This window comes from Arthrobacter sp. MDB1-55, assembly GCF_059092925.1.
In genome coordinates this window covers 446772-472258 of record NZ_JBNHID010000001.1, presented here as the reverse complement: position 1 = coordinate 472258, position 25487 = coordinate 446772, and the positions used below count along the sequence as shown (strand labels likewise).

The following is a 25487-nucleotide window of genomic DNA, read 5'->3' as shown; positions in this document are numbered from 1 at the left end:
GGCGCTGACCGTCGTCGCGGTGCCGGTTGGCGCATCCTCGAAGGATTAGCACCCTCATAGCGAGAGTGCCAAGTCTGACTTTATGCAAACGGTTAGCACTCGGTCAAGGCGAGTGCCAGAGGGGTGTAAATCCGGGCACGACGACGCGACGCCCCGCGCACTCGACAGGCCGCGCCATTCGCACTGAAGCCGTTCGTTCTGAAGTTGGGAAACCGGCCCCTGTACAAGCACCCCAGGCGCCTAAGCACCCGAGGCCGTCCGGAAACAGGTCGGCACCGCCGGCACCGCTCTCGGCTCAGAAGGGTGGCGGTTGGGTGGTGTAGGTTTTGCCGGCTGGCGAGGAGGTGATGATGGTTCCGGGTTCGGGTTGCCTGTAATGCCAGTGTTCGTTGGTTTTGAGCGTGTGGTGTTTGCTGCACAGACAGGCAAGGTTGGTGTGGGTGGTTGACCCTCCCTGGTGCCAGGGGATGGTGTGGTCGATCTCGGTGGCGGTTGCTGCCCGGTTGCAGCCGGGGTGTCGGCAGGTTTTGTCGCGGACACGGACCCAGTCCTGAAGGTGTTTGGGTGGCCGGTACGCGGTCCGGCCGATGGATAGCGCCGCTCCTGTTTCCGGGTGGGTCAGGATGCGGGTGAAGGACGGCGCGTGGGCGGCGAGACGGGCTGCGGTGTCAGTGTCGATCGGACCGTAGCCTTCCAGGACCGCGTACAGGCGCTGGTCAGCGGAGGCCGATTCGCCACCACTCCCAGTATGGTCAGCCCCGTAGGCGGTCTCGGAGCCGGGCCCTTCGCTACCGGCACCGGGTAATTGGTTCAGGACGGCCAGGGCCGGGACAGTGATGTGGACCGTGGCACCCACGCCACGGAAGCCCGCCCCGGTGCTGGGGTCGCTGGCGCAGGTATGCGTGAGCAGGTCGGTAAACACATCGGCACGTAGTTGTGTGAGGGTGCGGTCCTCGTCCGGGTCCTGGAGGAAGCGGGCTCCGGCGTCGATCCGGTTGTAGATCCCGCAGGCCTGCTCGGCGGGCAGGTAAGCGCTCAACCAGGCCATCCCATCAGCGGCAGGTTCCAGCACCACACGCCGCTCGGCTTCCGCACGTGATTTACGTTCCGGGGCCGCTTCCCGGTGCAAGATCTGCCGCAGTCCGCGCGCCTGCCGGGTCAGCTTCGCCACCGTGGAGTGCTCGGCCGTATCGATCAGCTCCTCCTCGAACCGGGCAACGGCATCGGACGGGACGCCGACGCATTCCTCCACGATCGTCGCGGCGTGGCGCCATGAGAGCTTCCCGGACTCCAACCCGATGAACGTGCGCTGATACGCGTGGACTAGACGCTCGCTGGACTCGACCAGGGCCCTCGCGGTTCGGGTGGGAAGGCGCAGCGCCGCACCCACCTCCTCAGCGGCGTGAAACGAAGCCTCTTCCTCGGCGGCACCACTCACCTCGTACTGCAGCAAGGCCTTCACCCGGTAATGCTCCCGGATCCGGTTCACCAGCTTCACCTTCTGCGCTTCAGCCCAGGACTGTAACTCATTGACCAGAACCAACGCATCCACCGCCCCCGACAGGTCGAAGGAATCCACCGGCGGGAGATGCACGTGTCCACGCGGACCGGCAGGAGCCGGCACCGAGGAACCCTCCCACACCGATGTCAGCCCAATCCGCGCACCATCAGCATCCGGAGGGAACTGCTCCTTCATAGTCATGAAACAAGTTGATCACCCACCACCGACATTTTCGCTCGAAGGTGTAAACGAGTGAAAAACCGGACATCACCAGCAACATGACCGGGCAGCGGCACCCCCGTGTCACCGCCCTGCCTGGCAGCAGAAACTGTTACCGCCGGGCCGACTCCGGTTCTGCCGTATGTCGACCGTGATGGCGGCCGAGCGGCAACATAAGTGGCGCGCCGGAGGTGGGATCAATGATCACCCGGCTGTCGAGCCCGAACACTGCACGGATGGTGTCCTCCGTCAGAGCAGTACGTCTGTCTGCTGTGCAAGAGCCATCGCAATCCACACGCGCTGCCGCTTGCCGTCAACAGACGCCCTAAACTGAAGGACCCGGCGTAGGCCGTTCCAAACTTCAGCCGAAAGCCCAGCGGAAAGCGATACCTTGACCCAGAACCTTCTTGAGCCCGTCCTGACTCCCGAGGGCTGGGAACTGCTCAACTCGCTTGGCCCCTACTCCGAAGCGGACAGTCTCCGCCTCAATGAGCAGCTCCGCGCGGCAGGTCATGCCCCTGATGTGGTCAATGCCGCCCTCACGCAGTCCCGCCTTCGTGCCAAGGCACAGAGCAAGTTCGGCCCGTTCGCGGCGCGGATGCTGTTCACGCCCGCTGGCCTTGAGCAGGCGACCCGACTCAACGTCGCTGCCCGGCACGCCCAGCGCTACGTGACCGCCGGGCTGCAGAAGGTTGCCGACCTGGGCTGCGGGATCGGTGCCGACTCGATGGCGCTCGCCACCCTTGAGCGGGACGTCACCGCCGTCGAGCTCGATGAAACCACCGCAGCTGCCGCCACGATGAACCTCCTGCCCTGGTCCAATGCGACGGTCCTGAATGCCGATGCGTCAGCTGTAGACCTCGCGGGGTACGACGGCGTCTGGCTGGATCCCGCCCGGCGGACCACTTCCAGCTCCGGCACCAGGCGCCTGTTCGATCCCGAAGCGTTCTCCCCGCCGCTGTCCTTCGTCGAAGCGCTCGCTGACACAGGTATGCCCGTCGGGGTGAAGCTCGGCCCGGGTATCCCCCACGAGGCAATTCCTGCCGGCTGCGAAGCGCAGTGGGTCTCGGTGGACGGCGATGTCGCGGAAGTGGTCCTGTGGTTCAACGCCCTCCGCCGCGACAACGTGCGCCGGAGCGCCCTGCTCATCCGTACCGACGGCGCGACTGAACTCACGAGTGAGAGTGACTTCGGAGCGGACGACGACGCCCCGATCGGCCCCGCTGAGGGGTACCTCTACGAGCCCGACGGCGCAATCATCCGCACCGGGCTGGTCGCCGACGTCGCCCGCCAGATCGGTGGACACCTTGTCGACCCCAACATCGCCTACATCTGCGCGCCCAACCTCGTGGAGACGCCGTTTGCCCGGCCCTATCGTGTCCTGGACGTCATGCCCTACAACGTGAAGGCCCTGAAAGCCTGGGTCAAGGCCAACGACATCGGCGTCCTGGACATCAAGAAGCGCGGCACTTCCGTCACCCCGGAGGAGCTGCGCAAACAGCTGCTCACCGGCTCCAGGAAGTCCGTGCGTAAGGCCACGCTGGTGCTGACGAGGATCGGCGAGGAGAGGGTCGCCGTCGTCGTCGAACCAGTTCTGGGCTGACTTCTAGGCGGGCTGGCGCGAGAACTCGCCCGCCAGGCGGATCTGCTCAGCCGTCGGCCGGACCCCGGTGTAGAGCACAAACTGCTCGGCTGCCTGCAGCGCAATGACCTCCGCACCGGTTATCACCGGCTTGTTTGCCCGGCGGGCTGCGCGGATGAGGGGTGTTTCGGACGGCAGCGCAACGACGTCGAACACCAGCGACGCCGCCGTCACCGCTTCATCGCTGAACGACTGGACGTCCTCGTCCTGACCGGTCATCCCGAGCGGCGTCACGTTGATGAGCAGGTCTGCCGTGGTATTGCCGGGCTCTGCCTGCCACTCGAAGCCGTACAGCTCCGCCAGTCTCCGCCCGGCGTCCTCGTTCCGCGCCACGACGGTGACCCTGGTGAAGCCGGCATCCCGCACGGCTGCCGCAACGGCCTTCGCCATGCCGCCGGATCCGCGCAACAAAACAGACGACGACGGCGTCACCTCCCGTCGCTGTCCGATCAGTTCCGCGACGGCCAGGTAGTCGGTGTTGTAGGCGGTGAGGACGCCGTCATCGTTCACGATGGTGTTCACAGAATCAATCGCGGTTGCTGAAGGGTCCATCCGGTCGACGAGCGGAATAACGTCCTCCTTGAACGGCATCGATACGGCGCAGCCGCGGATACCCAGCGAACGCACTCCGCCGATGGCTGCCGGCAGGTCAGTGGTGGTGAACGCTTTGTAGATGTAGTTCAGCCCCAGTTCGTCATACAGCCAGTTGTGGAACCGGGTTCCGATGTTGCTCGGCCTCGCTGCGAGGGAGATACACAGGACCATGTCTTTGTTCAGGATCGGCACCCGCTCAATTATGCTCCGGCCCCAGTACGTTCTCCAACGCGGAACCATCCCCATACTTCTGGGTGGAGATGATGCTGACTTTGCCGTTCGTCTCAAGCACGATTGCCGCTATCTGTGAGAGGTCACCGTTGCCCTGCATGCGCGCTGCCTGTAGCAGTTCCGACTTGGTCAGACGGTTCCTGCGCAGTTCTGCCTCGAGTATCTCGCCGTCTTTGAACAGGAGAGCCGGACGCGAAGTGATTGATTCCCTGAAGCCCGGGCGGCGGGACGAAGTGAAAGCCACCATGAACTGCAGCCCCGCCAGCAGGGCGAGTGCGAACGCACCCTCCGTCCACGAGACATCCGAATTGAGCAGGATGGTCGCCAGGGTCGACCCGAAGGCAACAGTGACGATGAAGTCGAAGATATTGAGCTGGCCGAGGGTTCTCTTGCCCGACACCCGAAGAACCACGACGAGAAGCGCGTAGGCAGCCGATCCTATAAGGAGTATCCGCCCGATATCAGCCCAGCTATCGAACCACATACCGATTCCTTCCCTGTTCCTGAACGCTCACGCGGCCGCCCTGTCCGTGGCGGTTTTCCCCACCAGCTCGCGAAGACATGTTCTTCACACTAGGTGGCGCGGAAGACTTCAGCGAGGGTTCGACAGGCCGCCTGCACTACTATTGGGCTCAGTTCTCACCCGCGATGGCGCGATACCGAGGCAGCAATCACCCACCGTCCGGTACCGGTCAGGAGCACAGCATTGAAGTTAGAGTTCGCGAAGTCCGAGCAGTCGACCCTCGGGGTTGAGTGGGAACTCGCACTCGTCGACCGGTACAACGGCGACCTCGTTTCAGTAGCGAAGGAAGTCCTCCGGGGCGTCAACGAGCGGCACCCTGAACTGCAGGCCGACGACGAACACCCGCACATCAAACAGGAGCTGCTCCTCAACACCGTTGAGATCGTGACCGGAATCTGCCATACCGTCGCGGAAGCGAAAGAAGACCTGAGCCGCTCGCTCGCCGCTGTCCGCGAAGTAACGGATCCGATGGGTGTCGAACTGTTCTCCGCCGGATCTCATCCCTTCAGTGCGCCCCGTTCCCAGCCGGTGACGGACAAGGAACGCTACGCCAAACTCATTGATCGTACCCAGTGGTGGGGTCAGCAGATGGTGATTTACGGCGTCCACGTCCATGTTGGCCTGGATCATCGCGACAAGGTCCTGCCGGTGCTCGATGGCCTGGTGAACTACTTCCCGCACTTTCAGGCCATTTCCGCTTCGTCCCCTTTCTGGGGCGGCGAGGACACCGGGTACGCCTCCCAGCGTGCCCTCATGTTCCAGCAGCTTCCCACCGCCGGGCTGCCGTTCCAGTTCCCCACCTGGAGCGAGTACGAGGCCTATGTGCAGGACATGTTCACCACGGGAGTGATCGACACGGTGAGCGAAATCCGGTGGGACATCCGCCCGGTCGGCAACCTGGGCACCATTGAGATGCGTGTGTGTGACGGACTGTCCACGCTCGAGGAGGTCGGCGCCGTCGCCGCTTTGACCCAGTGCCTCGTTGACGACTTCTCCACCACCCTCAACAACGGCGGATCCATCCCCACCATGCCTCCGTGGCATGTGCAGGAGAACAAGTGGCGCGCAGCGCGGTACGGACTAGAGGCCATCATCATCCTCGACGCTGCCGGCACTGAACTGCTGGTCACCGAACACCTGATGGACGAGCTCAACCGGCTCGAGCCCGTTGCGGCGAAGCTGGGCTGCTCGGAGGAGCTGGCCGACGTCGAGAAGATCCTGAAGCGCGGTGCCGGGTACCAGCGCCAGCGCCGCGTGGCCGCTGAGAACAACGGCGACCTGAGCGCCGTCGTACTGGATCTGGTGCGCCAGCTGCGCGAGGGACCGACCCCGTCATGAGTTGACAGGACATACCCCTGACGGATGCCTTTCAGGGGTGTGTCCTGCTCACTCAACGCAGCTGGTCAGGCGTTGACGGACGGTCGCCACTGCGCGTCGCGTCCCATCCTCGCGAGGAGTCGGGTCTCCCGGCTCGCGTCGGCGGGTGTAGGAAGCGCCGGCCGGCAGATGCCCTCCATATAGAGGTGCTCGCCGAAGCCCTCAAGGGACTGCTCGATGAGGTCGAGCTCCGAATCGGTGAACCTGCTGTCAACCCCCGCACCGCGTGCAATGTCCCAGCGGTGCACCACCAGGTCAAATCCGTAGAACCTCGCGAGTGTCGCTCCCACCGTTGTCGGGCCGAAGAAGCCGTCGAACCGGGTCTCAGCAAGTTCAGGAGTATCGAGGATTGCCTGGACGCGTGACGAGTGGGTCCGCCACCCGTCGGCAGGTTCCTGGGCGGTATCAGGCCGCGGGCCAGCGTCGAGCTCATGCTGTCCGAGGAAGTCGCGTTCCGTGTCGATCAGGTGGTCGAGGACGTCGCGGACCGTCCAGCCCGTGCACGGTGAAGATGCCGTCCAGTCCTCCACACCTTCGACTATCTCCGTCAATCGAGCGTTCGCTGTCCCAAACAGTTCCGAATTGGTAGTCATGGCCCAACCGTAAACCGTTCAGCGCAAGGACGTATTGATAAAATCCGACACGTGGCATCCTCGACCGACCCCATCAGCCGGGGGCAACTGCAGGATCCGGGCACGCCGGCACCGCAGCTTTTCCGGTATGCACCGACGACCGAATACCTGCACATCATCCGCCACTTCTGGATCCCCGTCTGGGACTTTCCTGAGGGTGTGGTCTCCCACCAGAAGGTCCTGCAGTATCCCAGCACCCTGCTCGTCATCGCCCCCGACTACGCCATCGCCAAAGGGCCTGAACCGGCACTCTCGCACAAGCATCTCAGCGGCACGTCATGGGCTTTCGGGGTCCTGTTCCAGGCCGCCGCCGGGTACCGGCTGCATGGCTCCGGTCTACCCGGGCTGGTCGGACGTGAACTGCCGCTTGCTGAGGTCTCGCCATCCTTCGCTGAGGTGATCGAGGCGGTACGGACGGAGATGTCCGTGGCGCCGTCGTCGTCGGCTGTCCATGCACGCTGCATCGACCTCGTGACCGCAGCACTGCGGCCCTGGTGCTCACCGCTCGACTCGGACGAACGGCTCATCAACTCCATCACCGACCAGGTAGAGACGACGCCGTCCCTGACACGTGTGGACAAGCTCGCCGCCCATACCGGACTTGACGAGAGGGCGCTGCAACGCTTCACGCGCAAACGCCTGGGCCTGAGTCCGAAGTGGCTGATTCAGCGCCGTCGGCTGCAGGAAGCCGGTGCACGGCTGGCCGCAGGAGACTGCACGGTCAGCGACCTGGCCGCCGAGCTGGGTTACGCAGACCAGGCCCACTTCATCCGGGACTTCTCGCGGGTGATCGGAATGACGCCGGGAGCGTACCTGAGGAAGAACAATCCCTAGCCGGTCGCTGAGAGGTGGACGGTACTGACCGGCATCGAGGAGTCGGTTCCGAAGCCGATCCCGCTGGGCTCGCCCCCGTCCATGATGATGCGCGCGGCGAGCGCCGCCACCATGGCTCCGTTGTCAGTACACAACGACGACGGCGGGATAGTCAGCGTGATTCCCGCCGCTTCACAGCGTTCCCGGGTGAGCTGGCGGAGCCGCGAGTTGGAAGCCACTCCCCCTCCCAGGAGCAGCGAGGCGATGCCGTTCTCGGTGCACGCCAGCACGGCTTTCGCGGTGATCACGTCGACCACCGCCTCCTGGAACGATGCCGCGACATCGGCAACCGGCACCTCCACGCCGCGCGCCTCGCAGTCCTCGACGTACCGGGCCACAGCGGTTTTCAAGCCGCTGAAGGACCAGTCGTATCGGTGCGGGCCGTGTAGCTCGGCCGTGCCCATGTACTTGGGCTGGCTCAGCCCGCGCGGGAACCTGATCGCCTGAGGATCACCCTGCGCCGCCATTCGATCGATTGCCGGGCCGCCGGGATAGCCGAGCCCGAGGATGCGCGCCACCTTGTCGTACGCTTCGCCGGCGGCGTCGTCGATAGTGGACCCGAGCAGCTCGACGTCGGAAGCAAGATTGCGCACCCGAAGGATCTCGGTGTGCCCACCGGATACCAGCAGCGCTCCGAGATTCTGGGGCAACGTACCGGCGTCGAGCAGGCCAACCCCGACGTGCGCGACCAGGTGGTTCACAGCGAACAGGGGCTTGCCCGTAGCCACCGCCAGTGCCTTCGCCGCTGCGACCCCGACCATGAGGGCGCCCGAGAGACCGGGCCCGGAGGTGACGGCGAGCGCGTCGACGTCGGGCAGGGAAACCCCTGCCTCGTCCAGCGCCTGCTGGAGCGTGGGCACCATGGCGTCAAGGTGCGCGCGCGACGCAATCTCCGGGATGACCCCTCCGAAGCGGACGTGCTCGTCCATCGAGGAGGACACCGCGTTGGTCAGCAGGGTAGTTCCCCTGACGATGCCGACGCCGGTCTCGTCGCAGGAGGATTCGATTCCCAGAACGAGGGGCTCAGACCGGTTCATGGTCACCTTTCGCTGTGTCAGCTGTGTTGAAGATGAGTCGCATGACGTGCGCGCTGACGCCATCTCGGTAGTACCCGCGCCGGGTGTGGATGTGTTCGAACCCGAACCGTTCATACAGCCGCCGCGCCCGGGGGTTGTCCTCGCGCACCTCAAGGAGGGTTTCGGCGGCGCCCCGGCGCCGGGCCTCATCGAGCATGCTGGTCAGCATTGCCGTTCCGATTCCCCGCCCCTCATACTGCGGCAGGACGCCGATGGTCTGGATATCAGCGGTGGATCCGACCACCATGACGCCGCAGTATCCGATCAGTTCTCCGTCCACCTCGGCCACGAGGTACTGCCGGGTCTCGGTCAGCGCGAACTCGTCGAAGAACAGCTCGAGCGGCCAGGCATCGACCGGAAAGAGCTGCTGCTCAAGGCTGCCGACCAACGGAATATCCTGCAGGCGCATCGGTCGAAGGGTGAAGGTCATAGCAGTGCCTTCTTCCGCGGACCGGGTACCTTGGCGTCGGACTCCCTCAGGTACAGCGGCGTGGTCGGGCGGAGGGTACCGCCGGCGGCCAGGGTACGGTCCGCCACCAGGGCAAGAGCGGCCGCGTCGGGGGTGAGCTCGGTAGCCGCCGCCCGCCCCGCCAACCGGTCGGCGTAGATACCCGCACCCCGACCATAAACGGTCAGCTCGGGAACGGTCTCCGCGGGACCGACATGCGGTCCGTCCAGAAGCTCCGGCAGCGGCGATGCCGCCCGATACCGCGCCCAGTACACTTCCTTGCGCCGTGCGTCGGTGGCAACGGCAAACTCACCCTCGGGGTGACCGGCGTCGAGCGCTACCGCATCAAGACTCATGACGCCGTGCAGCGGCACGTCCCACACAAAGGCAAGCATGCGGGCGGTCGCGATTCCCGCACGCAACCCCGTGAAGGGACCCGGCCCGACACCCACGACAATGGCACCCAACGCCGTCCCGGCCACGCCGGCGTCAGCGAGCAAACGCTCTACTGCGGGGGCCAACACTTCCGCATGCGAGCGCGTGTCGGTCGAAGCGAACCGCTGGAGTACGACGCCGTCACGCACCACCGCTGCGCTGGCCGCCGCTGAGGTATCAAGAGACAGAATCAGCATCTAGACCAGCGCTCCCAGCTGCAGTGCGGCCCAGCGTGGGCCGAAGGCGTCAATCCGCACGGAGCGCGGTTCGTCGTCGTCGGTTTCTGTTCCCGGCGTGGCCGGTAAGGCGACGACGGGGCGAACGAGGGTGACGTGGAGCCAGCTGTCGGCGAGGTGCTCCACCCGGTCGGCGCCCCATTCGACAACCGTGACCGATGTGTCCAGCGTCGATTCGAGGTCGAGGTCGTCAATCTCGGCGTCCGATTCCAGTCGGTAGGCGTCAACGTGGACGAGCGCCGGGCCGTCGGCAAGGGACGGATGATTCCGGACCAGCACAAACGTTGGTGAGATGATGCCCTCCCGCACGTTGAGTCCCCTGCCCAGCCCCTGCGTGAACGTGGTCTTGCCGGCTCCCAGCTCACCGGTCAGGATGAGCAAGTCACCGGCAGCGAGTTGGGCGCCGAGACCGGCTGCCGCGCGCTGCAGCTCGTCGACGGAGGCGACTGTGAACTCCTGTGACCAGACGGGAGCGGTCACTGGTCGGCGTCCGAATCGATATACCGGCGCGCCACGCGCCGGCTGATGCGGGTGACGATCTCGTAGTTGATCGAGCCGCTTGCGCGGGCCCAGTCATCTGCCGTGGGCGTCCCGTCCCCGGCGCCGAAGATGACTACTTCCTGACCAAGCGGGCTGTCCTCAGACTCGGCGATTCCCGTTTCCTCGAAGTCGATCACGAACTGGTCCATGGCGATGCGGCCGACCACCGGGTAGATCCGGCCACCGATCGAAACAGGTGCACCCGTGGCGACACGCGGGACGCCGTCGCCGTAGCCGACCGGGACAAGCCCGAGGGTGGTCCGCTTGTCCGTACGGTAGGACAGGCCATAGGACACTCCGTGACCAGCGGGTACTTCCTTGCAGTTCGCGATGGTGGTTCGGAAGCTCATTGCCGGACGCAGGCCGAGCTCGGCCGACGACTGTCCGTCGAAGGGAGAGAGCCCGTAGATACCGAGCCCTACCCGCACGAGGTCGAAGTGCGCATCCGGCCGGGAGAGGGTTCCGGGAGTATTGGCAAGATGACGGACCTCAAGGTCGACGCCGGCGTCCTCGGCCACGGCCACGGCCTCGCGGAAGCGTTCAATCTGCTCGTCGGTCTCTTCCCTGTCGGGCTCATCCGCCACGGCAAGATGGGAGAAGACGCCCACGACCCGCAGCAGCCCGTGTTCCTGATGTTCGAGCGCGCGGCCCAGCAGTGCCTCCCAGTGCTCCGGAGGGCACCCGTTGCGGCCGAGCCCGGTGTCAATCTTCAGGTGTACGCGGGCAGGGCGCTCCAGCCGCCTGGCCTCGGCTACCACGTGCGCCAGTTCCCAGCCGGAGATACCAAGGTCTACGTCCAGCTCGATGGCCGCGGCGAAGTCGCTCGTCTCGGTGTGCAGCCACGCGAGGATCGGTGCTTCGATACCGGCCCGGCGGAGTTCGACAGCTTCGGCGATATGCGCCACACCGAGCCAGGTCGCGCCCGCTTCCAGCGCCGCCTTCGCTATGGGGACAGCACCGTGCCCGTAAGCATCAGCCTTCACGACGGCCATGACCCGCGCCGGGCTGGCGATCTCGGCGATATGCCGAACGTTGTGCCGCACCGCGGCGAGGTCGATGTCCACTCGCCGTTCCGGCACGGGTCCCGCTGAAAAACTCACAGGCCCATTCTGTCAGCTATGAACGGTCGGTCAGGAATCGGGCCGCTCAGCAGTACTGGCCGCCCTTGCGCTCAGCTTCCCGACGACGACACGATGGAACATGACATTCTCACCGAAAACAGCAATAGTCACGGGCTCCGATTCGGGCATTGGACGCGCCACCGCGGTCGCGCTCGCAGAGGCAGGGTGCGACGTCGGCATCACTTGGCACTCGGATCAGGAAGGAGCCGAGGAAACCGCGCGACTGGTTCGGGAAGCTGGAACCAAAGCCGCCGTGGCGCAGCTCGACACCACCGACACACCCGCCTGCGGGGACGTCATCGACCGGCTGGCGGACGAGCTCGGCGGCGTGGACGTCTTCGTTAACAACGCGGGCACCGGCGACGGAACGCCCTTCCTCGACCTGGATTGGGACACCTGGCGCGGAACGGTTGCAGCTGACCTGGACGGCGCATTTGTCTGCATTCAGCGGGCCGCACAGCGCATGGCCAGCGCCGGGAACGGTGGACGCATCATTGCGGTGACGAGTGTCCACCAGGAGCAGCCCCGAGTAGGCGCTGCAGCCTATGACGCCTCCAAGCATGGACTGGGGGGCCTCATCCGGACCATTGCCCTGGAACTTGGAGACCGCGGCATCACTGCCAACGCCGTCCTGCCCGGGGAGATTGCAACCCCGATGACGGGTAACGAGGACGAGGATCCCCACCGGATCCGCCGACCTGGCGTATCGCTGGGACGGCCTGGCGATGCGCGTGAAGTCGCCGCCGTGATTGCGTTCCTCGCCTCCCCCGCGGCGAGTTACGTCACCGGAGCATCCTGGGTGGTCGACGGCGGCATGCTGCAGATGGGACCGCAGGCCGGTTCGCACATCACCAGTGATGATTGGCGGTCGGTCTGAGCGGGCCCTGCAGACGCACTCAGGCGTCCGACTGCGTGGCTATGGTGGCGGTCGCCCTCCGAACCGCTCCGGGCGGGACATTCGCCACAATGTCCTCGAGGAAAGCGTAGCGCCGGAGCCATTGCTTCCGGACGCCGTCGCGCTCTGCACTCATCCGCCGCCACCAGTCGGCGATGTCGCCCCAGCCGGGCGCGGCCAGGGATCCTCCCACCTCCTGAACCGAGAGTGAGGCGCAGAGGTTTGCGAACGCCAGCCGGTCCGCCAGCGGCCAGCCGGCAAGGTCGCCCGTGATGAAGGCAGCGCCGAAGCAATCTCCTGCGCCCGTGGGGTCATAGGCATTGACGGGCAGAGCCGGTACCCACTCTTCCTCCCCCGTCACGGAGTCGACGGCGATGGCACCGTGCTGACCGACAGTGACCACGGCGACCGGCACCCGGTCAGCGAGCGCGTACAGAGCAGCCCACGGGTCGCTGGTCTTGGTGTACGCCATGGCTTCTGCCTCGTTGGGCAGGAAGGCGTGGAAGTACTGCAGCGAGTCGAGGGCACTTGTGGACCAGGCGCCGCTCGGGTCCCAGCCCACATCGCCGAAGAGCCGCAAGCCCTTGGCATAGGCTGCGGGAACCCAGGGCTCCACCTCCACCCCTACCTCGGCCATGGCTGCCCGGCAGCGTGGGAGGTCGGCAATGAGCTCCGACGCTGACAATGGTGACGGGTGGCCGTGCGTCACCATCGACCGGTCGCGCTCGACGGACAGCGATACCGTGACCGGCGAATGCCACTGCTCGAAGGTCCGCGAACGGGACAGGTCAACGTATTCCTGCCCCTGCAGGATGCTCCGGTTGAAGGCGCCGTACCCGTCGTCGCCGAAGGCCGCCGCAAGGGTCGTGTGCAAGCCGAGCCTGCTGGCAGCGATCGCCTGGTTCGCCACTCCACCCGGACATGAGCCCATACCCTCGGCCCATACCTCGGTGCCGGGTGTGGGCAGCGTATCGAGCCCGGTGAAGATAATGTCGAAGAACACCGAGCCGGTCAGCAGCAGATCGAACTCAGGGTCGTCAGCGGTTCGCGCGGAGGCAAGCGGGTCGAATCGATGCGGCGTGGCCATGTACGGCACGATACCCCGGCAACCGGCAAGGCACAGCGCGCAGGGCAGGCTTACAGCGACCGAAGGAGCACATCATGAAGTTGGCTGTCATCGGCGGCGGCGGATTCCGGGTTCCGCTCATCTACCGTGCGCTCTGTTCGGGGGCGTTTGCGGGACTCGCCGATGAAGTGTGCCTGCACGACGCCGACCCCTCCCGCTCGGCAGCGATCGCACGCGTCGCGCTGGACATGCCGCTTCCCGACGGCGCTCAACCGCCCGTTCTCTCCGTCGAGGACCGGTTGGAAGATGCTCTGGCGGGAGCCGACGTCGTCTTCGTTGCCATCCGTCCCGGTGGCGCCGCAGGGAGGGTCCTGGACGAGCGAGTTGCCATCACCGAGGGCATGCTGGGACAGGAGACGGTAGGCGCCGGCGGCCTGTCCTATGCGCTGCGTTCCATCCCGGAGATGCTGAAACTGGCAGATGAGATCCTCCGCACGCGCCCGGACGCCTGGGTCATCAACTTCACCAATCCAGCGGGGATCATCACAGAGGCGTTGCAGCCCGTGCTTGGCCGCCGAGTCGTGGGCATTTGTGATTCGGCGTCGGGGCTGGTCCGCCGGGCGTCCGTCGCCGCCGGTGCGCCGCTCCCCTTGGGTGACCTCACCGGCGTCGACTACGTAGGACTCAACCACCTGGGCTGGCTGCGGAGCCTCAAGCACGACGGCGACGACCTCCTGCCCGCGCTGCTCGCCGATCCTGCCCTGCTGGGTTTGTTCGAGGAAGGGCGGGTTTTCGGTCCGCAGTTCCTGCACATGCTCGGCGCCCTGCCGAACGAGTACCTGTTCTACTACTACTTCCATGCAGAAGCCCGACGCTCCGTCTCCGCCGCTGCCGAAACCCGCGGAGAATCGCTGGTTCGCCAGCAGTCCGGTCTCTACCCCAGGCTCCTCTCCGCGCGCGATCCGTTCACCGAGTGGGAGGCGGCCCGCCGCTCCCGGGAAGAGGGCTATCTCGCCGAAGCCCGCACGGCCGAGGAGTCCCGCGATGAAGCCGATCTGGCCGGCGGCGGGTATGAACAGGTGGCCCTGACCGTCATGCGTTCGCTCACCCGGAACGAGCCGTCGGAACTGATCGTGAACGTCCGCAACGGTGACTCGATACCGCAGCTTCCGGCAGACGCCGTCGTCGAAATTCCTGCCCGCGTTACCCGTGCAGGGGTTGCGGCGCTGCCGGCGGGTGAGCCCACACCACACCAGCTCGGCCTGATGGCGCAGGTGAAGGCCTCCGAGCGGGACGTGATCGCCGCCGTCGTGCACGGAGACCGGACACTGGCAGTCCGGGCATTCGCCCTGCATCCGCTGATCGACTCCGGACACACCGCCCAGCGACTGCTGCGCGGGTATGAGAAGGCTTTCCCCCAACTGTCGAAACTCTGGCGCTAGGTTCCCGCTACCCCTGCCTGCTAACGAGGGGCAGCGGGAAGGAGCAGATCCCTAGGCCTCGAGCGCCCTTGCCCACAGGTTGATGTCGGACTCGACAGCAAACTCGTCGATCGCGTGCAGCTCCTCGCCGGTGAAATCGAGGTTGTTGATCGCACCCACGCTGTCCTCGAGCTGCTTCACGCTCGACGCGCCGATCAACGCCGACGTGATCGGGGTGCCTTTGCTCTGCGGACGGAGGATCCACGCGATCGCCATCTGCGCAAGAGTCTGCCCGCGTGATTCAGCGATGCTGTTCAGGCCGCGGACACGGCGCAGGTTGTCCTCGGACAGGTGGTCTTCGGACAACGACTTCTGCGCCGCCGCACGGGAATCCTCGGGCACGCCGTTCAGGTACTTGCTGGTCAACAGGCCCTGCGCCAGCGGCGAGAACGCAATGGACCCAGCACCGACCTGCTCCAGGACCTCCGGCAGGTTGGGTTCGCCGTTCTCCACCCAGCGGTTCAGCATGGAATAGGAGGGCTGGTGGATCAGCAGGGGCGTACCGAGGTCGCGCAGAATTGCCGCCGCCTCCGCCGTCCTCTCCGGAGAGTATGAGGAAATCCCGGCGTAAAGCGCCCGGCCGGAACGCACCGCAGTGTCCAGCGCACCCATGGTCTCCTCGAGCGGGGTCTCCGGGTCCGGGCGGTGGCTGTAGAAGATGTCGACGTAGTCCAGGCCCATGCGGTCCAGCGACTGGTCCAGGCTGGCCAGCAGGTACTTGCGCGATCCGAAATTGCCGTACGGGCCCGGCCACATGTCGTAGCCGGCCTTGCTGGAGATGATGAGCTCATCCCGGAAGGGCTTGAAATCGTCCTTGAGGTGTCTGCCGAAGTTGGTCTCGGCGCTTCCATAGGGAGGCCCGTAATTGTTGGCGAGGTCGAAGTGGGTGACGCCGAGATCGAACGCCCGACGCAGGATGGCACGCTGAACATCGAACGGCTTGTCATCACCGAAGTTGTGCCACAGTCCCAGGGAGACAGCCGGAAGGTGCAATCCGCTGCGTCCAACTCGTCGATAGGGCATGGTTTCATAGCGGTTTTCCGCCGGGTGATAGGTCATGCACTCATCCTAGGTTGAAGCTTGGTGTGACCCGAACCACCGATCCGGAAGCATCTCACGGAGTCGCGACACCGCCGTCCCCACCGGCGCGGCGCCCGCCGCAAACCCGTCCGGGCGCACCAGATAGCAGGTTCCCGCCTCGAGGCCCTTGTCCGCGGCGGCCGCGAAGCTGTGCACCGGCACCTGCAGCGCATGCCCGACGGCGGCGGCGACCTCACTGTCCATCTCACCGTAGGTGTGCACCTGCCACGTCGCGGAGCGGAGGGGCTCGAAGTTCGGTCCCGTCCACGGCAACCGCCGGCCGACCACCCGGCCCCGGCGCCTGCGCGCGCGGGTACTGCTCGCATCGGGCGAGGGGACGGCGTCGTTCATCCAGTAGTGAATACGGATCTGGGAGAGGTAGCCGAAGAGGCGCGGGGCGATAGGAAGCCTGGGCACCAGGCGAATCGCCACTGGGGCGAACAGCCGGGGAAGAACTCGCCGGACGGTACGGGCCAGCGGCCGGTCCGAGGTCACCAGGGCGAACACCCGATCTGTGCTGTTCACCAGTCGGAGCGCCACCGGGCGCCGCTCCGACTCGTAACGTTCAAGCAGGGACTCCGAGGCACGCCCCTGGATCACGTCCGCCAGTTTGAACGCCAGGTTGTGCGCGTCCTGGAGACCGGTATTCATCCCCTGCGCGCCGACGGGCGAATGGACATGCCCTGCGTCACCCGCAAGAAACACGGGGCCCTGCCGGAAGCGGGCGGCAACGCGGTGATGAATGCGGTAGGTCGAGAACCAGAGGCGCTCCCGGTAGGTCACCCCAAACACAGCATCGAGCCGCTGAAGCGCAACGGACTCCGACACGTCGGTACCGGGCGCTGTCCTCAGCACCCCGAGTAACCGGTGGTGGCCGTCCGCGCCCATTGGGAAGCCGAGCAGGAATTCCTCGGCGCCGAAACGCAGGTTCGCGCTGTCCTCGGCAATGCCCCTGACGCCCAGCACATCGGCCACGTAGAACGTGTGTTCGTTGGTCAGGCCCTCGAACGGAATGGCGGAAAGCTTCCGGACCGCCGACGACCCGCCGTCCGCCCCGACGCAGAACCGTGCCCGCACCCGCAGCGGGCCCGAGGGTCCGCTGCACTCGGCGGTTACACCGTCGTCGTCTGTCGCGAGACTGGTCAAGGGGTGGTCCCACTCAACGGACCCACCGAGTTCTTCGAGCCGCTCCAGCAGGATGCGCTCGTTCCTGCTCTGCTCGAGGACATGGAGGCCGGGGTACGGGGTCAGCCCCTCGCCGAACCGGCCGATCGGCACCGCACCGAAGGACCGGTTCTCATATCCGGGACGGATGGTGACAGCTGAGTACCCCTCAGCGAGAACCCGGTCGACGACCCCCAGCTGGTCGTAGATCTCCATGCTGCGCGAATGCACGCCGAGGGCACGCGACTCCCGGGTGGGACCGCCCTTCCCGTCCACGAGCACGGCACTCACACCGAGTTTGGCCAGCCATGCGGCGAGCATCAGTCCCGTGGGACCCGCTCCGATGACCAACACATCGGTTCTGAGCTCGCGCATGGCCGGCTCCTCCTCCTAGACCCCCAGAATCGCCGCCCCGTGCGCCGGCAGCAAGACCTTCCCGTCGCCGATGGACTCTCCCGGCTCTGTACTGAGCAGAACCTTTTTCGCGGCCACCGGCACCTCCCGCTCGCTGTCCGCGAAGTTCACGACGACGGCGGTGCCGCCCCGGTGAAGCACCAGCCACCGCTGGTCCTCGTCGAAGTCGACCTTCACTGACGTGAAGTCGGGATTGTGCAGGTCCTTGTTCGTCCGACGCAGCGCGATGAGCTCGCGGTAGATGTTCTGCAGCCGTGCCTGTTCGGGCCGTTCCTGTTCGGCCCAGTCGAGCTTTGCGGATGCGAAGGTCTCAGGATCCTGCGGATTGGGCACAGTGTCGGGGTCCCAGCCCATCTTCTCGAACTCGCGCAGGCGCCCCTCGGCGGTGGCCTTCCCCAACTCGGGTTCCGGGTGGGAGGTGAAGAAGGGCCACGGCGTCTTGGCCCCGTACTCCTCCCCCATGAACAGCATCGGCGAGAACGGGCCGGCGATGTTCAGGACTGCTGCCTGGGCCAGCTGGGCGGTATTCAGCGTGGCGCTGATACGGTCGCCGGCGGCACGGTTGCCGATCTGGTCGTGGTTCTGCGTGCAGACCACCAGCTGGTGCAGGGTGTGCTTCGCCGGATCGATCGGACGGCCATGCGAACGCTCCCGGAACGACGACCAGGTGCCGTTGTGGAAGAAGCCTTCCTTATACACCTTCGCCAGCGCCCCAATGGAGTCGAAGTCCTCGTAGTAACCGACCGTTTCTCCGGTGACGTTGACGTGTGCGGCGTGGTGGAAGTCGTCGCTCCACTGGCCTGCCAGGCCGAAGCCGCCGGCACTGCGCGGTGCAATGAGCCGGGGATTGTTCAGGTCCGACTCCGCAACAAGGAACAGCGGCTTACCCAGCTCCGCGGCGCACCGGTCGGTCTCGACCGCGAACTCTTCGAGGATGTGGATGGCGCGCTCGTCGTGAAGGGCATGCACGGCATCGAGCCGGAGCCCGTCCACGTGATAGTCCCGGAACCACATCAGCAGGTTGTCGATCACGTACTTGCGCACCTCATCGGACAACGGGCCGTCCAGGTTGAGCGAGTCACCCCAGGTGTTGGACTTGCCCTCGGTCAGATACGGAGCGAACTGCGTGATGTAGTTCCCGCTGGGACCGAGGTGGTTGTAAACCACGTCCTGAATAACGCCGAGTCCGCGCTGGTGTGCCGCGTCGACGAAGCGCTGGTATGCCTCGGGCCCTCCGTAGGTTTCCTGCACCGCATACCAGAGAACGCCGTCATAACCCCAGTTGTGGGTGCCGTTGAACGCATTGACCGGCAGCAGTTCGACGTACTGGACGCCGAGTCCCACAAGGTAGTCGAGCTTCCCGATTGCCGCGTCGAGCGTCCCCTCGGGCGTAAAGGTACCGATGTGCATCTCGTAAATGACGTTTCCATCAAGCCCGGGTGAGACCCAGCGACTGTCACCCCAGGAGTACGCCCCGGCGTCGAACGTGCGGGACAGCTTGTGCACGCCCTCCGGTTGCCGGCGTGACCGGGGGTCCGGAACCGGACTCTCGGCACCGTCCAGGAGGTAGCCGTAATCAACCTCGCCCTCCGCGGGAGCCCCGGGGGCCTCCCACCAGCTGCCCTCCCGGCACACCATGGGATACTGCTCCCCGTTGGCCACCAGAGTCAGGGACTGCGCCTTGGGCGCCCAGACGGCAAATCGCGAATGCTCCTCGAACTTCGGGCTCACTCAGCTTCCTCCTTCATGAGAAGTGCAACGGGATATGTTTCGAACAGCCTCTTGGCCGGAACCGGTCCGCCCTCGAAGCCGGTACCGGTGATCGCACAGCTGTAGGTGCCCTCCGGAAGTACGACGGCGGTGTCCCGCCACCCGCCGGCACGCTCCAGCCCCAGCGGCAGACGTGTCACCGCAGTGACGGCGCCGCCGCGGTCGAAGGCGAAGATGTGCTCCGCCGCCGCACCGGTGGAGATCACCGAGCGGTACCCGGAGAACAGCTCCGGGCGGTCCCGCCGCAATCGCAAGGCACGTGAGACGACCAGCAGCTTGGCGAGTCCGGCGTCGTCGACCTCCGGCAGCGCCCCGAAGGCGAGGTCAACCAGGCCCTGCTTCCGGGCGGCGAAGTCCACCGGCCGGCGATTGTCGGGGTCCACAAGGGAGGTTTCCCACAGCTCGGACCCCTGGTAGACATCCGGCACGCCGGGCATGGTGAGCTGTACCAGCTTGGCTCCGAGCGAGTTCGACCAGCCCGGCGCAGCCGTCTTCCCAACGAGGGTGGTGATAAGGCTGTTCACTTCGGGACGGTCAAAAGCTGCGTCGACGGCGTCGTGCATCTTCTCTTCGAAGGCTGCATTGGGCGCCGTCCAATGGGTGCTGGCATCTGCTTCACGGGAGGCTTTCTCCACGTACGCGTGCGCCCGTTCCCGGCTGAGCGGCCAGGCGCCCAGGAGGGCCTGCCACATCAGGGACGCGAACGCCGGGTCTCCGATGGGTGCGAGCCGGTTCAACTGCTCAAGGGTGTCGGTCCACTCCCCTGCCATCTCGGACAACACGGAGATGCGAGCCCGCGTGTCTTCGCCGCGCTTGGTGTCGTGCGTGCTGAGCGAGTTCATGGTCAGCGGCGCAGATTCCTGGCGCTCGAGCAGCGCGCGATGCACCTCGTAGGTGTCCAGGGCAAAGATCGAAGGGTCCGCTCCGACCTCGTTGAGCGAGGTCAGCCGGTTGAACCGGTAGAACGCGGTGTCCTCGACGCCCTTCGCCATCACCATTCCAGAGGTCTGCTGGAAGCGTACCGCCAACTCTGAGAGCTCAGGAGTGGCTGAATCACCCTCGGAGCCCGCGAGGAACGGATTCAGCAGCGGGTGCAGTGCGTCGATCACCGGTGTCAGGTCCGGGCGGCGCACCTTGGCGTTGAGCACAGCTTCGGCCAGGTGGCCGGCGCCGTCGGGCAGGTAGCTCCGGTACACCGGGAAGCACGTCAGCAGCTCAGCGATGGCATCGGCGCTCTGCTCCGGTTCGAGGTTCGCGGACGCCGGGACGAGGCGGGCCAGGCGCAGCACCTCCGAGCGGAGGATTCCGTCGGTGATGCCGCGCTTGGTGCCGTGGATCATGTGCACGAACCGCACGGTGGGAACTGCCGCGTCCAGCGCGGGCTCGCCGGCAGGATCCACGAAGAGTCGGTCCACCACGGCAAGACCGTCGTAGCCGGTCGTTCCCTCGCAGGCCCACTGCCCGGGAAGCGCCTCTCCGGGTTCGAGGATCTTCTCGACCAGCGTGTAGGCGCCGCCCGTCAGCTCCCGTAGCCTTTCGAGGTAACCCGCAGGGTCAGCAAGACCGTCCGGATGGTCGATCCGGACACCGTCCACAAGTGACTCTTCGAACCAGCGGCGTACCTCAGAGTGCGCCTCGTCGAAGACCCACGGCACCTCCACGCGCACACCGGCCAGCGTGTTGACGCCGAAGAAGCGCCGGTAGTTGAGCTCGCTGTCCGCACGCCGCCAGTTCACCAATTCATAGTTCTGCCGCGCATGGACCTGCGCTCCGGTGTCTCCGGGCTGAGCGGTGCCTTCGGCGATCGGGTACCGGTTCTCGTAGTAGTGCAGTTCCCCGTCAACTACCTTGAGCTGCTCTTCCTCATTCTCACCGTCGCCCAGTACGGGCACCCGGATGCGGCCGTTGCCGGCGTCCCAGTCCACGTCGAAGGCTTCGGCGTAACGGGACTCGCGGCCCTTGCTCAGCAGGTCCCACCACCAGGCGTTCTGTGCCGGGGTGGCGACGCCCACATGATTGGGGACGATGTCCACCAGAACACCGAGCCCAGCCTCATGGGCGGCCCGGCACAGGGTATCGAACGCGTCGGGACCGCCCCGTTCAGGGTCGATCGACGTTGGATCGGTCACGTCGTATCCGTGATCGGATCCCTGCTCCGCGGTGAGGACTGGCGAAAGATACACCCAGTCCACACCGAGGTCCACGAGGTACGGCACGGTCTCAGCCGCAGCGGTCAGGTCAAAGCTCGAGCGGATCTGCAACCGGTAGGTCGAGCGGGGGGTTTGCACGTTATTCCTCCTGTAGTGGGTGGTTCTGCCTGCCGGTGAACGGATCAGGCCGAACCCGCGCGCGATGTGTGCTCGTTGGCGAGGATGGCCAACGATGCTGCGACGGAGTGATCCGGTTCCTCGACCTCCTCGTGTGCACGCAGCACGACCATGGACTTTGCCTCGACGGTGACCTGGTTCCCGGCAGCAATGGGATCGGAGTCCGCGTACACACCGGCGGTGTCGATGACCTCGTCCCACATGGGCCCGTACTCTTCGGACGGGACGGTAAAGGTCACGGGCTCGTCATTGGCGTTGAAGTACAGCAGGAAGTTCAGGTCGGTGATGCGCTGGCCGCGCTGATCGCGGCCGCGGATGCCCTGCCCGTTCAGGAAGACACCGATGGACCGGCCGAATCCGGCGTTCCAGTCCTCGGGCGCCATGAGCTCCCCGGCAGTGTCCAGCCAGACGATGTCCGGCAGTGCCTCGCCCTCACCGCGGCGGACCGGCCGCCCGTCGAAGAAGCGACGACGGCGGAAGGTCGGGTGCTCGGAGCGCAGCCTGTTCACGGCGGCAGTAAATTCCAGCAGTGGCTGGTCCAGCTTGTCCCAGTGCACCCATGACAGCTCGGAGTCCTGGCAGTAGGTGTTGTTGTTGCCGTCCTGGGTACGGCCCAGCTCATCGCCATGGGCGAGCATCGGCACGCCCTGTGAGAGCAGGAGCGTGGCGATGAAGTTGCGCTGCTGGCGCGCCCTGAGGGACTGAACCTCGGGGTCGTCGGTAGGCCCCTCCACGCCGCAGTTCCAGGAGCGGTTGTGGGTTTCGCCGTCGTTGTTGTCTTCGCCGTTGGCCTCGTTGTGCTTCTCGTTGTAGGAGACGAGGTCCCGCAACGTGAAGCCGTCGTGTGCCGTGACAAAGTTGATGGAGGCCACCGGGCGGCGTGCCGAATGCTCGTAGAGGTCGGCGGAACCGGTCAGGCGTGCGGCGAACTCGCCGATGCTCGAGGGTTCTCCGCGCCAGAAGTCGCGGACAGTGTCGCGGTACTTGCCGTTCCACTCCGTCCACTGGGGAGGGAAATTGCCGACCTGGTAGCCGCCAGGGCCAACATCCCAGGGCTCGGCGATGAGCTTGACCTGCGAAACCACCGGATCCTGCTGGACCAGTTCGAAGAACGCCGAGAGGCGGTCCACTTCGTAGAACTCGCGGGCCAGCGCGGATGCAAGGTCGAAGCGGAAGCCGTCAACGTGCATCTCGGTCACCCAGTAGCGCAGGGAATCCATCAGCAACTGCAGGGCGTGCGGGTGGCCTACGTTCAGGGAGTTACCGGTGCCCGTGGTGTCCATGTAGTACTGCTTGTCGTCCTCCACGAGCCGGTAGTACGCGGCGTTGTCGATCCCACGCATGGAGAGGGTGGGCCCCATGTGGTTGCCCTCGGCCGTGTGGTTGTAGACGACGTCGAGGATTACCTCGATGCCCGCGAGGTGTAGTTCCCGCACCATCGCCTTGAACTCCTGGACCTGCTCCCCTGTGTCCCCGGTGGAGCCGTAGGCGTTATGCGGGGCGAAGAAGCCGATGGTGTTGTAGCCCCAGTAGTTGGACAGGCCTTTGTCCTGCAAGGTGCTGTCGTTGACGAACTGGTGCACCGGCATCAGTTCGATGGCGGTGACTCCGAGTTTCTGCAGGTGTGCGATGACCGAGGGGTGTGCAATGCCCGCGTAGGTGCCGCGCTGTTCCTCCGGCACGTCAGGGTGCAACTGCGTCAGACCCTTGACGTGGGCTTCATAGATGACCGACTGGTGGTAGGGGATCTTTGGCCGGCGGTCGCCGTCCCAGTCGAAGAACGGATTGATCACCACGCCGAGCATGGTGTGAGCGGCGGAATCGTCATTGTTGACGGAGTTCTCATCGCCGAAGTTGTAGCTGAACAGGGTTTGATCCCAGTCGTACTCGCCATGGATCGCCTTGGCGTACGGGTCGAGCAGCAGCTTGTTCGGGTTGCAGCGGTGGCCTTCGGCCGGGTTGTAGGGACCGTGCACGCGGTAGCCGTACTTCTGTCCCGGCACTACGTGCGGAAGGTAGCCGTGCCAGACGTAGCCGTCGACTTCCTTGAGTTCGATGCGGGTTTCGGTGCCGTCATCATCAATCAGGCACAGCTCCACTTTTTCTGCTACTTCACTGAAGAGGGCGAAGTTGGTGCCGGTGCCGTCATAGGTCGCCCCCAGCGGGTAGGCATCTCCTGGCCATAGCTCCATGTGTGCTCCTTGCTCGATGTGCGCTCCGACATCCTCGGGCGCTTGTCCTGCATCTTTTCATAGCGCAGGGATCTGACATTTTGGTGAACGTGCGTTACGGGCATGCCGAGGTTACGGCGGGTCGGGGTGCAGCAGGTCGCGGATCGTTCGGCCGATGTGGCGGGGCAGATCGCTCACCACAACGGGACCGCGTTTGGCTGCCCGCTGCCCTGCCAGCCCGTGCAGCATCGCTGCTGCCGCGGCCAACCCAGCCCAGCGTGCGTCCGGTGACAATCCCAGGGCGGCCCCGGCGTCGTCGTTTGAGGCGTTGGTGGCGACCAGTGCGCCCAGGATTCCGGCAAGGGTGTCGCCGGAACCGGCGGTGGCGAGCCAGGGGGTTGCGTTGGCCTGGCTGAAGACCTCGCCGGTCGGTGCGGCGACCACAGTGGTGTAGCCCTTGAGCAGCACGGTGGCGCCGGTGATTTCCGCCGCCCGGACGGCGAATCGGGCCGGTTCGGCTTCGATCGCGGTGCGCTCCACCGGCTCCCCGCGACGCTGGAACAGCGCCGCCAGTTCACCCGCATGGGGTGTAAGGATCACGTGGTTCCCGACCGTCTTCGGCAGCAGCGGAAGGGCACCGGCATCCACGACGGTGGGCAGTCCGAACGCGACGGCATCCCGGGCCCGCTGGCGTTGGCCGGGGTCTTCCGTGGCGCCCGGCCCGACGAGCCACGCCTGAACGTGGGATTCGGGGACTGCGCCCTGCGAGCACACCACTTCCGGGTGGACGGTGTTGATGAGCGTGGTCACCGGGGCGGGCCCGAGAAAACGAATCATTCCGACGCCGGTGGCCAGCGCAGCGCCCGTGGCCAGGACAGCGGCGCCCGGGTACATGGCGGACCCTGCGGCGATACCGAGGACGCCGCGGCTGTACTTGTGATCCGCCGGCTGCGGCTGGGAGTAGAAGTGGCTGAAGTCGTCCGGTTCCAGCGAATAGGTGCCGGGTGCAGGAAGAGTGCCGCTGAGTCCGATGTCGATGGTCGTGACCCGTCCGGCCAACCGTGCGCCGGCCCCGACGAGCAGGCCCGACTTCAGGCCCCCGAAGGTCACGGTGAGATCCGCAGCAAGTACCTCACCTGCGGCTTCACCGGTGTCGGCGTTGACGCCGCTTGGTACGTCGCAGGCGACTACCCGTCCAGTTGTTCCCTGCGAGTTCACCCTGGCGACCAACTGCGCCGCTGTGCCGCGGAGTCCGCCGACACCGCCGGTGCCGAGGATGCCGTCAAGAACGAGGTCCGCTCTGGTGGTGGGTCCGGCGATGCGGTCAATGGTGGTTTCGGTGAGCCGCTCAACCCGACCCCCGGCAGCGCGGAACGCAGCCAGCGCGTCAGTGTGCACCCGTTCGGAGGTGAGCACTGCCGTCGTGCCTGCTCCGCGGCGGTGAAGTCGGGCGCCGGCGTAGAGCGCGTCGCCACCGTTGTTGCCGCTGCCCACCAGTACGACGACGGAGCGTCCGTAGGTGCGGCCCGTCGCCTGGAGTTCCGCTGCACAGGCCTGTGCGAGGCCGTGCGCTGCACGCTGCATGAGCTCGTCGCCGAGGCCGGCCTCGAGCAGCGGGGATTCCGCTGCCCGGACCGAACTCCCGGCATAAGCACTAAGCATGCTTAGAAT

Annotated in this window: 21 protein-coding genes and 1 pseudogene; 5 read left to right on the top strand and 17 right to left on the bottom strand. The window is 65.7% G+C overall.

All coding sequences use genetic code 11. The features are described 5' to 3' along the window. Window positions 1–295: 295 nt before the first annotated feature. The gene (locus AC5RU3_RS02335) at window positions 296–1702 is read right to left on the bottom strand and encodes an HNH endonuclease signature motif containing protein (RefSeq protein ID WP_309071551.1); all 1407 of its coding nucleotides are present in this window, start codon (window positions 1700–1702) and stop codon (window positions 296–298) included. A 130-nt stretch (window positions 1703–1832) separates the two neighbouring features. Continuing rightward, a pseudogene (locus tag AC5RU3_RS02330) lies at window positions 1833–2032 on the bottom strand (hypothetical protein); the annotation flags it as partial. 79 nt (window positions 2033–2111) lie between these two features. Here AC5RU3_RS02330 and AC5RU3_RS02325 point away from each other — a divergent pair. Then, window positions 2112–3323: a class I SAM-dependent methyltransferase gene (locus AC5RU3_RS02325; RefSeq protein WP_309072536.1), complete on the top strand. Its 1212-nt coding sequence runs from the start codon at window positions 2112–2114 to the stop codon at window positions 3321–3323. A 3-nt stretch (window positions 3324–3326) separates the two neighbouring features. Here AC5RU3_RS02325 and AC5RU3_RS02320 read toward each other — a convergent pair whose 3' ends face one another. Next, window positions 3327–4148: a shikimate 5-dehydrogenase gene (locus tag AC5RU3_RS02320; protein ID WP_309072535.1), complete on the bottom strand. Its 822-nt coding sequence runs from the start codon at window positions 4146–4148 to the stop codon at window positions 3327–3329. Window positions 4149–4152: 4 nt separating this feature from the next. Further along, window positions 4153–4671 carry a DUF421 domain-containing protein gene (locus AC5RU3_RS02315; protein WP_493964776.1) on the bottom strand — a complete coding sequence of 173 codons (519 nt, stop codon included), beginning with the start codon at window positions 4669–4671 and terminating at the stop codon, window positions 4153–4155. A 222-nt stretch (window positions 4672–4893) separates the two neighbouring features. On the opposite strand from AC5RU3_RS02315, the gene AC5RU3_RS02310 reads away from it, so the two are divergent. After that, on the top strand, window positions 4894–6048 hold the full coding sequence (locus tag AC5RU3_RS02310; RefSeq protein ID WP_493964775.1) for a glutamate--cysteine ligase: 1155 nt from the start codon (window positions 4894–4896) through the stop codon (window positions 6046–6048). Between the two features lie 65 nt (window positions 6049–6113). Here the strand turns inward: AC5RU3_RS02310 and AC5RU3_RS02305 are convergent, their stop codons facing one another. Beyond that, the gene (locus AC5RU3_RS02305) at window positions 6114–6680 is read right to left on the bottom strand and encodes a maleylpyruvate isomerase family mycothiol-dependent enzyme (protein WP_493964774.1); all 567 of its coding nucleotides are present in this window, start codon (window positions 6678–6680) and stop codon (window positions 6114–6116) included. A 51-nt stretch (window positions 6681–6731) separates the two neighbouring features. Here AC5RU3_RS02305 and AC5RU3_RS02300 point away from each other — a divergent pair, with 51 nt between their 5' ends. After that, window positions 6732–7553: a helix-turn-helix domain-containing protein gene (locus AC5RU3_RS02300; protein WP_493964773.1), complete on the top strand. Its 822-nt coding sequence runs from the start codon at window positions 6732–6734 to the stop codon at window positions 7551–7553. On the opposite strand, the gene tsaD is transcribed toward AC5RU3_RS02300, so the two are convergent. From tsaD to alr, 5 genes are read right to left on the bottom strand one after another with little or no spacing between them, the layout of a single operon-like run. Further along, window positions 7550–8629 (bottom strand): tRNA (adenosine(37)-N6)-threonylcarbamoyltransferase complex transferase subunit TsaD, encoded by a 1080-nt coding sequence (gene tsaD / locus AC5RU3_RS02295; RefSeq protein ID WP_493964772.1) that lies wholly within the window; start codon window positions 8627–8629, stop codon window positions 7550–7552. The genes AC5RU3_RS02300 and tsaD overlap by 4 nt on opposite strands. Further along, on the bottom strand, window positions 8616–9098 hold the full coding sequence (rimI, locus tag AC5RU3_RS02290; protein ID WP_493964771.1) for a ribosomal protein S18-alanine N-acetyltransferase: 483 nt from the start codon (window positions 9096–9098) through the stop codon (window positions 8616–8618). Before rimI ends, tsaD begins: the two co-directional genes overlap by 14 nt. Next, entirely contained in the window at window positions 9095–9748 is a 654-nt protein-coding gene (tsaB, locus tag AC5RU3_RS02285; RefSeq protein WP_493964770.1) for a tRNA (adenosine(37)-N6)-threonylcarbamoyltransferase complex dimerization subunit type 1 TsaB, read from the bottom strand. Before tsaB ends, rimI begins: the two co-directional genes overlap by 4 nt. Next, window positions 9749–10267, bottom strand: coding sequence for a tRNA (adenosine(37)-N6)-threonylcarbamoyltransferase complex ATPase subunit type 1 TsaE (gene tsaE, locus AC5RU3_RS02280; RefSeq protein ID WP_493964769.1), 519 nt, complete (start codon window positions 10265–10267; stop codon window positions 9749–9751). It abuts the gene before it with no gap. Then, a complete protein-coding gene (gene alr / locus AC5RU3_RS02275; protein ID WP_493964768.1) occupies window positions 10264–11427 on the bottom strand; it encodes an alanine racemase in 1164 nt (387 codons plus the stop codon). Before alr ends, tsaE begins: the two co-directional genes overlap by 4 nt. Window positions 11428–11527: 100 nt before the next feature. Between alr and AC5RU3_RS02270 the strand changes: the two genes are divergently transcribed. Beyond that, window positions 11528–12325, top strand: coding sequence for an SDR family oxidoreductase (locus AC5RU3_RS02270; protein WP_493964767.1), 798 nt, complete (start codon window positions 11528–11530; stop codon window positions 12323–12325). 19 nt (window positions 12326–12344) lie between these two features. On the opposite strand, the gene AC5RU3_RS02265 is transcribed toward AC5RU3_RS02270, so the two are convergent. After that, window positions 12345–13430 (bottom strand): carbohydrate kinase family protein, encoded by a 1086-nt coding sequence (locus AC5RU3_RS02265; RefSeq protein ID WP_493964766.1) that lies wholly within the window; start codon window positions 13428–13430, stop codon window positions 12345–12347. Between the two features lie 74 nt (window positions 13431–13504). Here AC5RU3_RS02265 and AC5RU3_RS02260 point away from each other — a divergent pair, with 74 nt between their 5' ends. Further along, a complete protein-coding gene (locus AC5RU3_RS02260) occupies window positions 13505–14851 on the top strand; it encodes a family 4 glycosyl hydrolase (protein WP_493964765.1) in 1347 nt (448 codons plus the stop codon). Window positions 14852–14902: 51 nt separating this feature from the next. Here the strand turns inward: AC5RU3_RS02260 and mgrA are convergent, their stop codons facing one another. The 6 genes from mgrA to AC5RU3_RS02230 all read right to left on the bottom strand — a co-directional run bounded on the left by mgrA (window position 14903) and on the right by AC5RU3_RS02230 (window position 25478). Further along, entirely contained in the window at window positions 14903–15949 is a 1047-nt protein-coding gene (gene mgrA / locus AC5RU3_RS02255) for an L-glyceraldehyde 3-phosphate reductase (protein WP_309072539.1), read from the bottom strand. A gap of 9 nt (window positions 15950–15958) precedes the next feature. Then, window positions 15959–17509: an FAD-dependent monooxygenase gene (locus AC5RU3_RS02250; RefSeq protein WP_493964764.1), complete on the bottom strand. Its 1551-nt coding sequence runs from the start codon at window positions 17507–17509 to the stop codon at window positions 15959–15961. A 15-nt stretch (window positions 17510–17524) separates the two neighbouring features. Next, window positions 17525–19279 carry a malto-oligosyltrehalose trehalohydrolase gene (gene treZ / locus AC5RU3_RS02245; RefSeq protein WP_493964763.1) on the bottom strand — a complete coding sequence of 585 codons (1755 nt, stop codon included), beginning with the start codon at window positions 19277–19279 and terminating at the stop codon, window positions 17525–17527. After that, window positions 19276–21606 carry a malto-oligosyltrehalose synthase gene (gene treY / locus AC5RU3_RS02240; RefSeq protein ID WP_493964762.1) on the bottom strand — a complete coding sequence of 777 codons (2331 nt, stop codon included), beginning with the start codon at window positions 21604–21606 and terminating at the stop codon, window positions 19276–19278. The genes treZ and treY overlap by 4 nt, the downstream gene beginning before the upstream one ends. A 44-nt stretch (window positions 21607–21650) precedes the next feature. After that, the gene (gene glgX / locus AC5RU3_RS02235) at window positions 21651–23837 is read right to left on the bottom strand and encodes a glycogen debranching protein GlgX (RefSeq protein WP_493964761.1); all 2187 of its coding nucleotides are present in this window, start codon (window positions 23835–23837) and stop codon (window positions 21651–21653) included. A 111-nt stretch (window positions 23838–23948) separates the two neighbouring features. Continuing rightward, on the bottom strand, window positions 23949–25478 hold the full coding sequence (locus tag AC5RU3_RS02230; protein WP_493964760.1) for an NAD(P)H-hydrate epimerase: 1530 nt from the start codon (window positions 25476–25478) through the stop codon (window positions 23949–23951). Window positions 25479–25487: the final 9 nt, after the last annotated feature.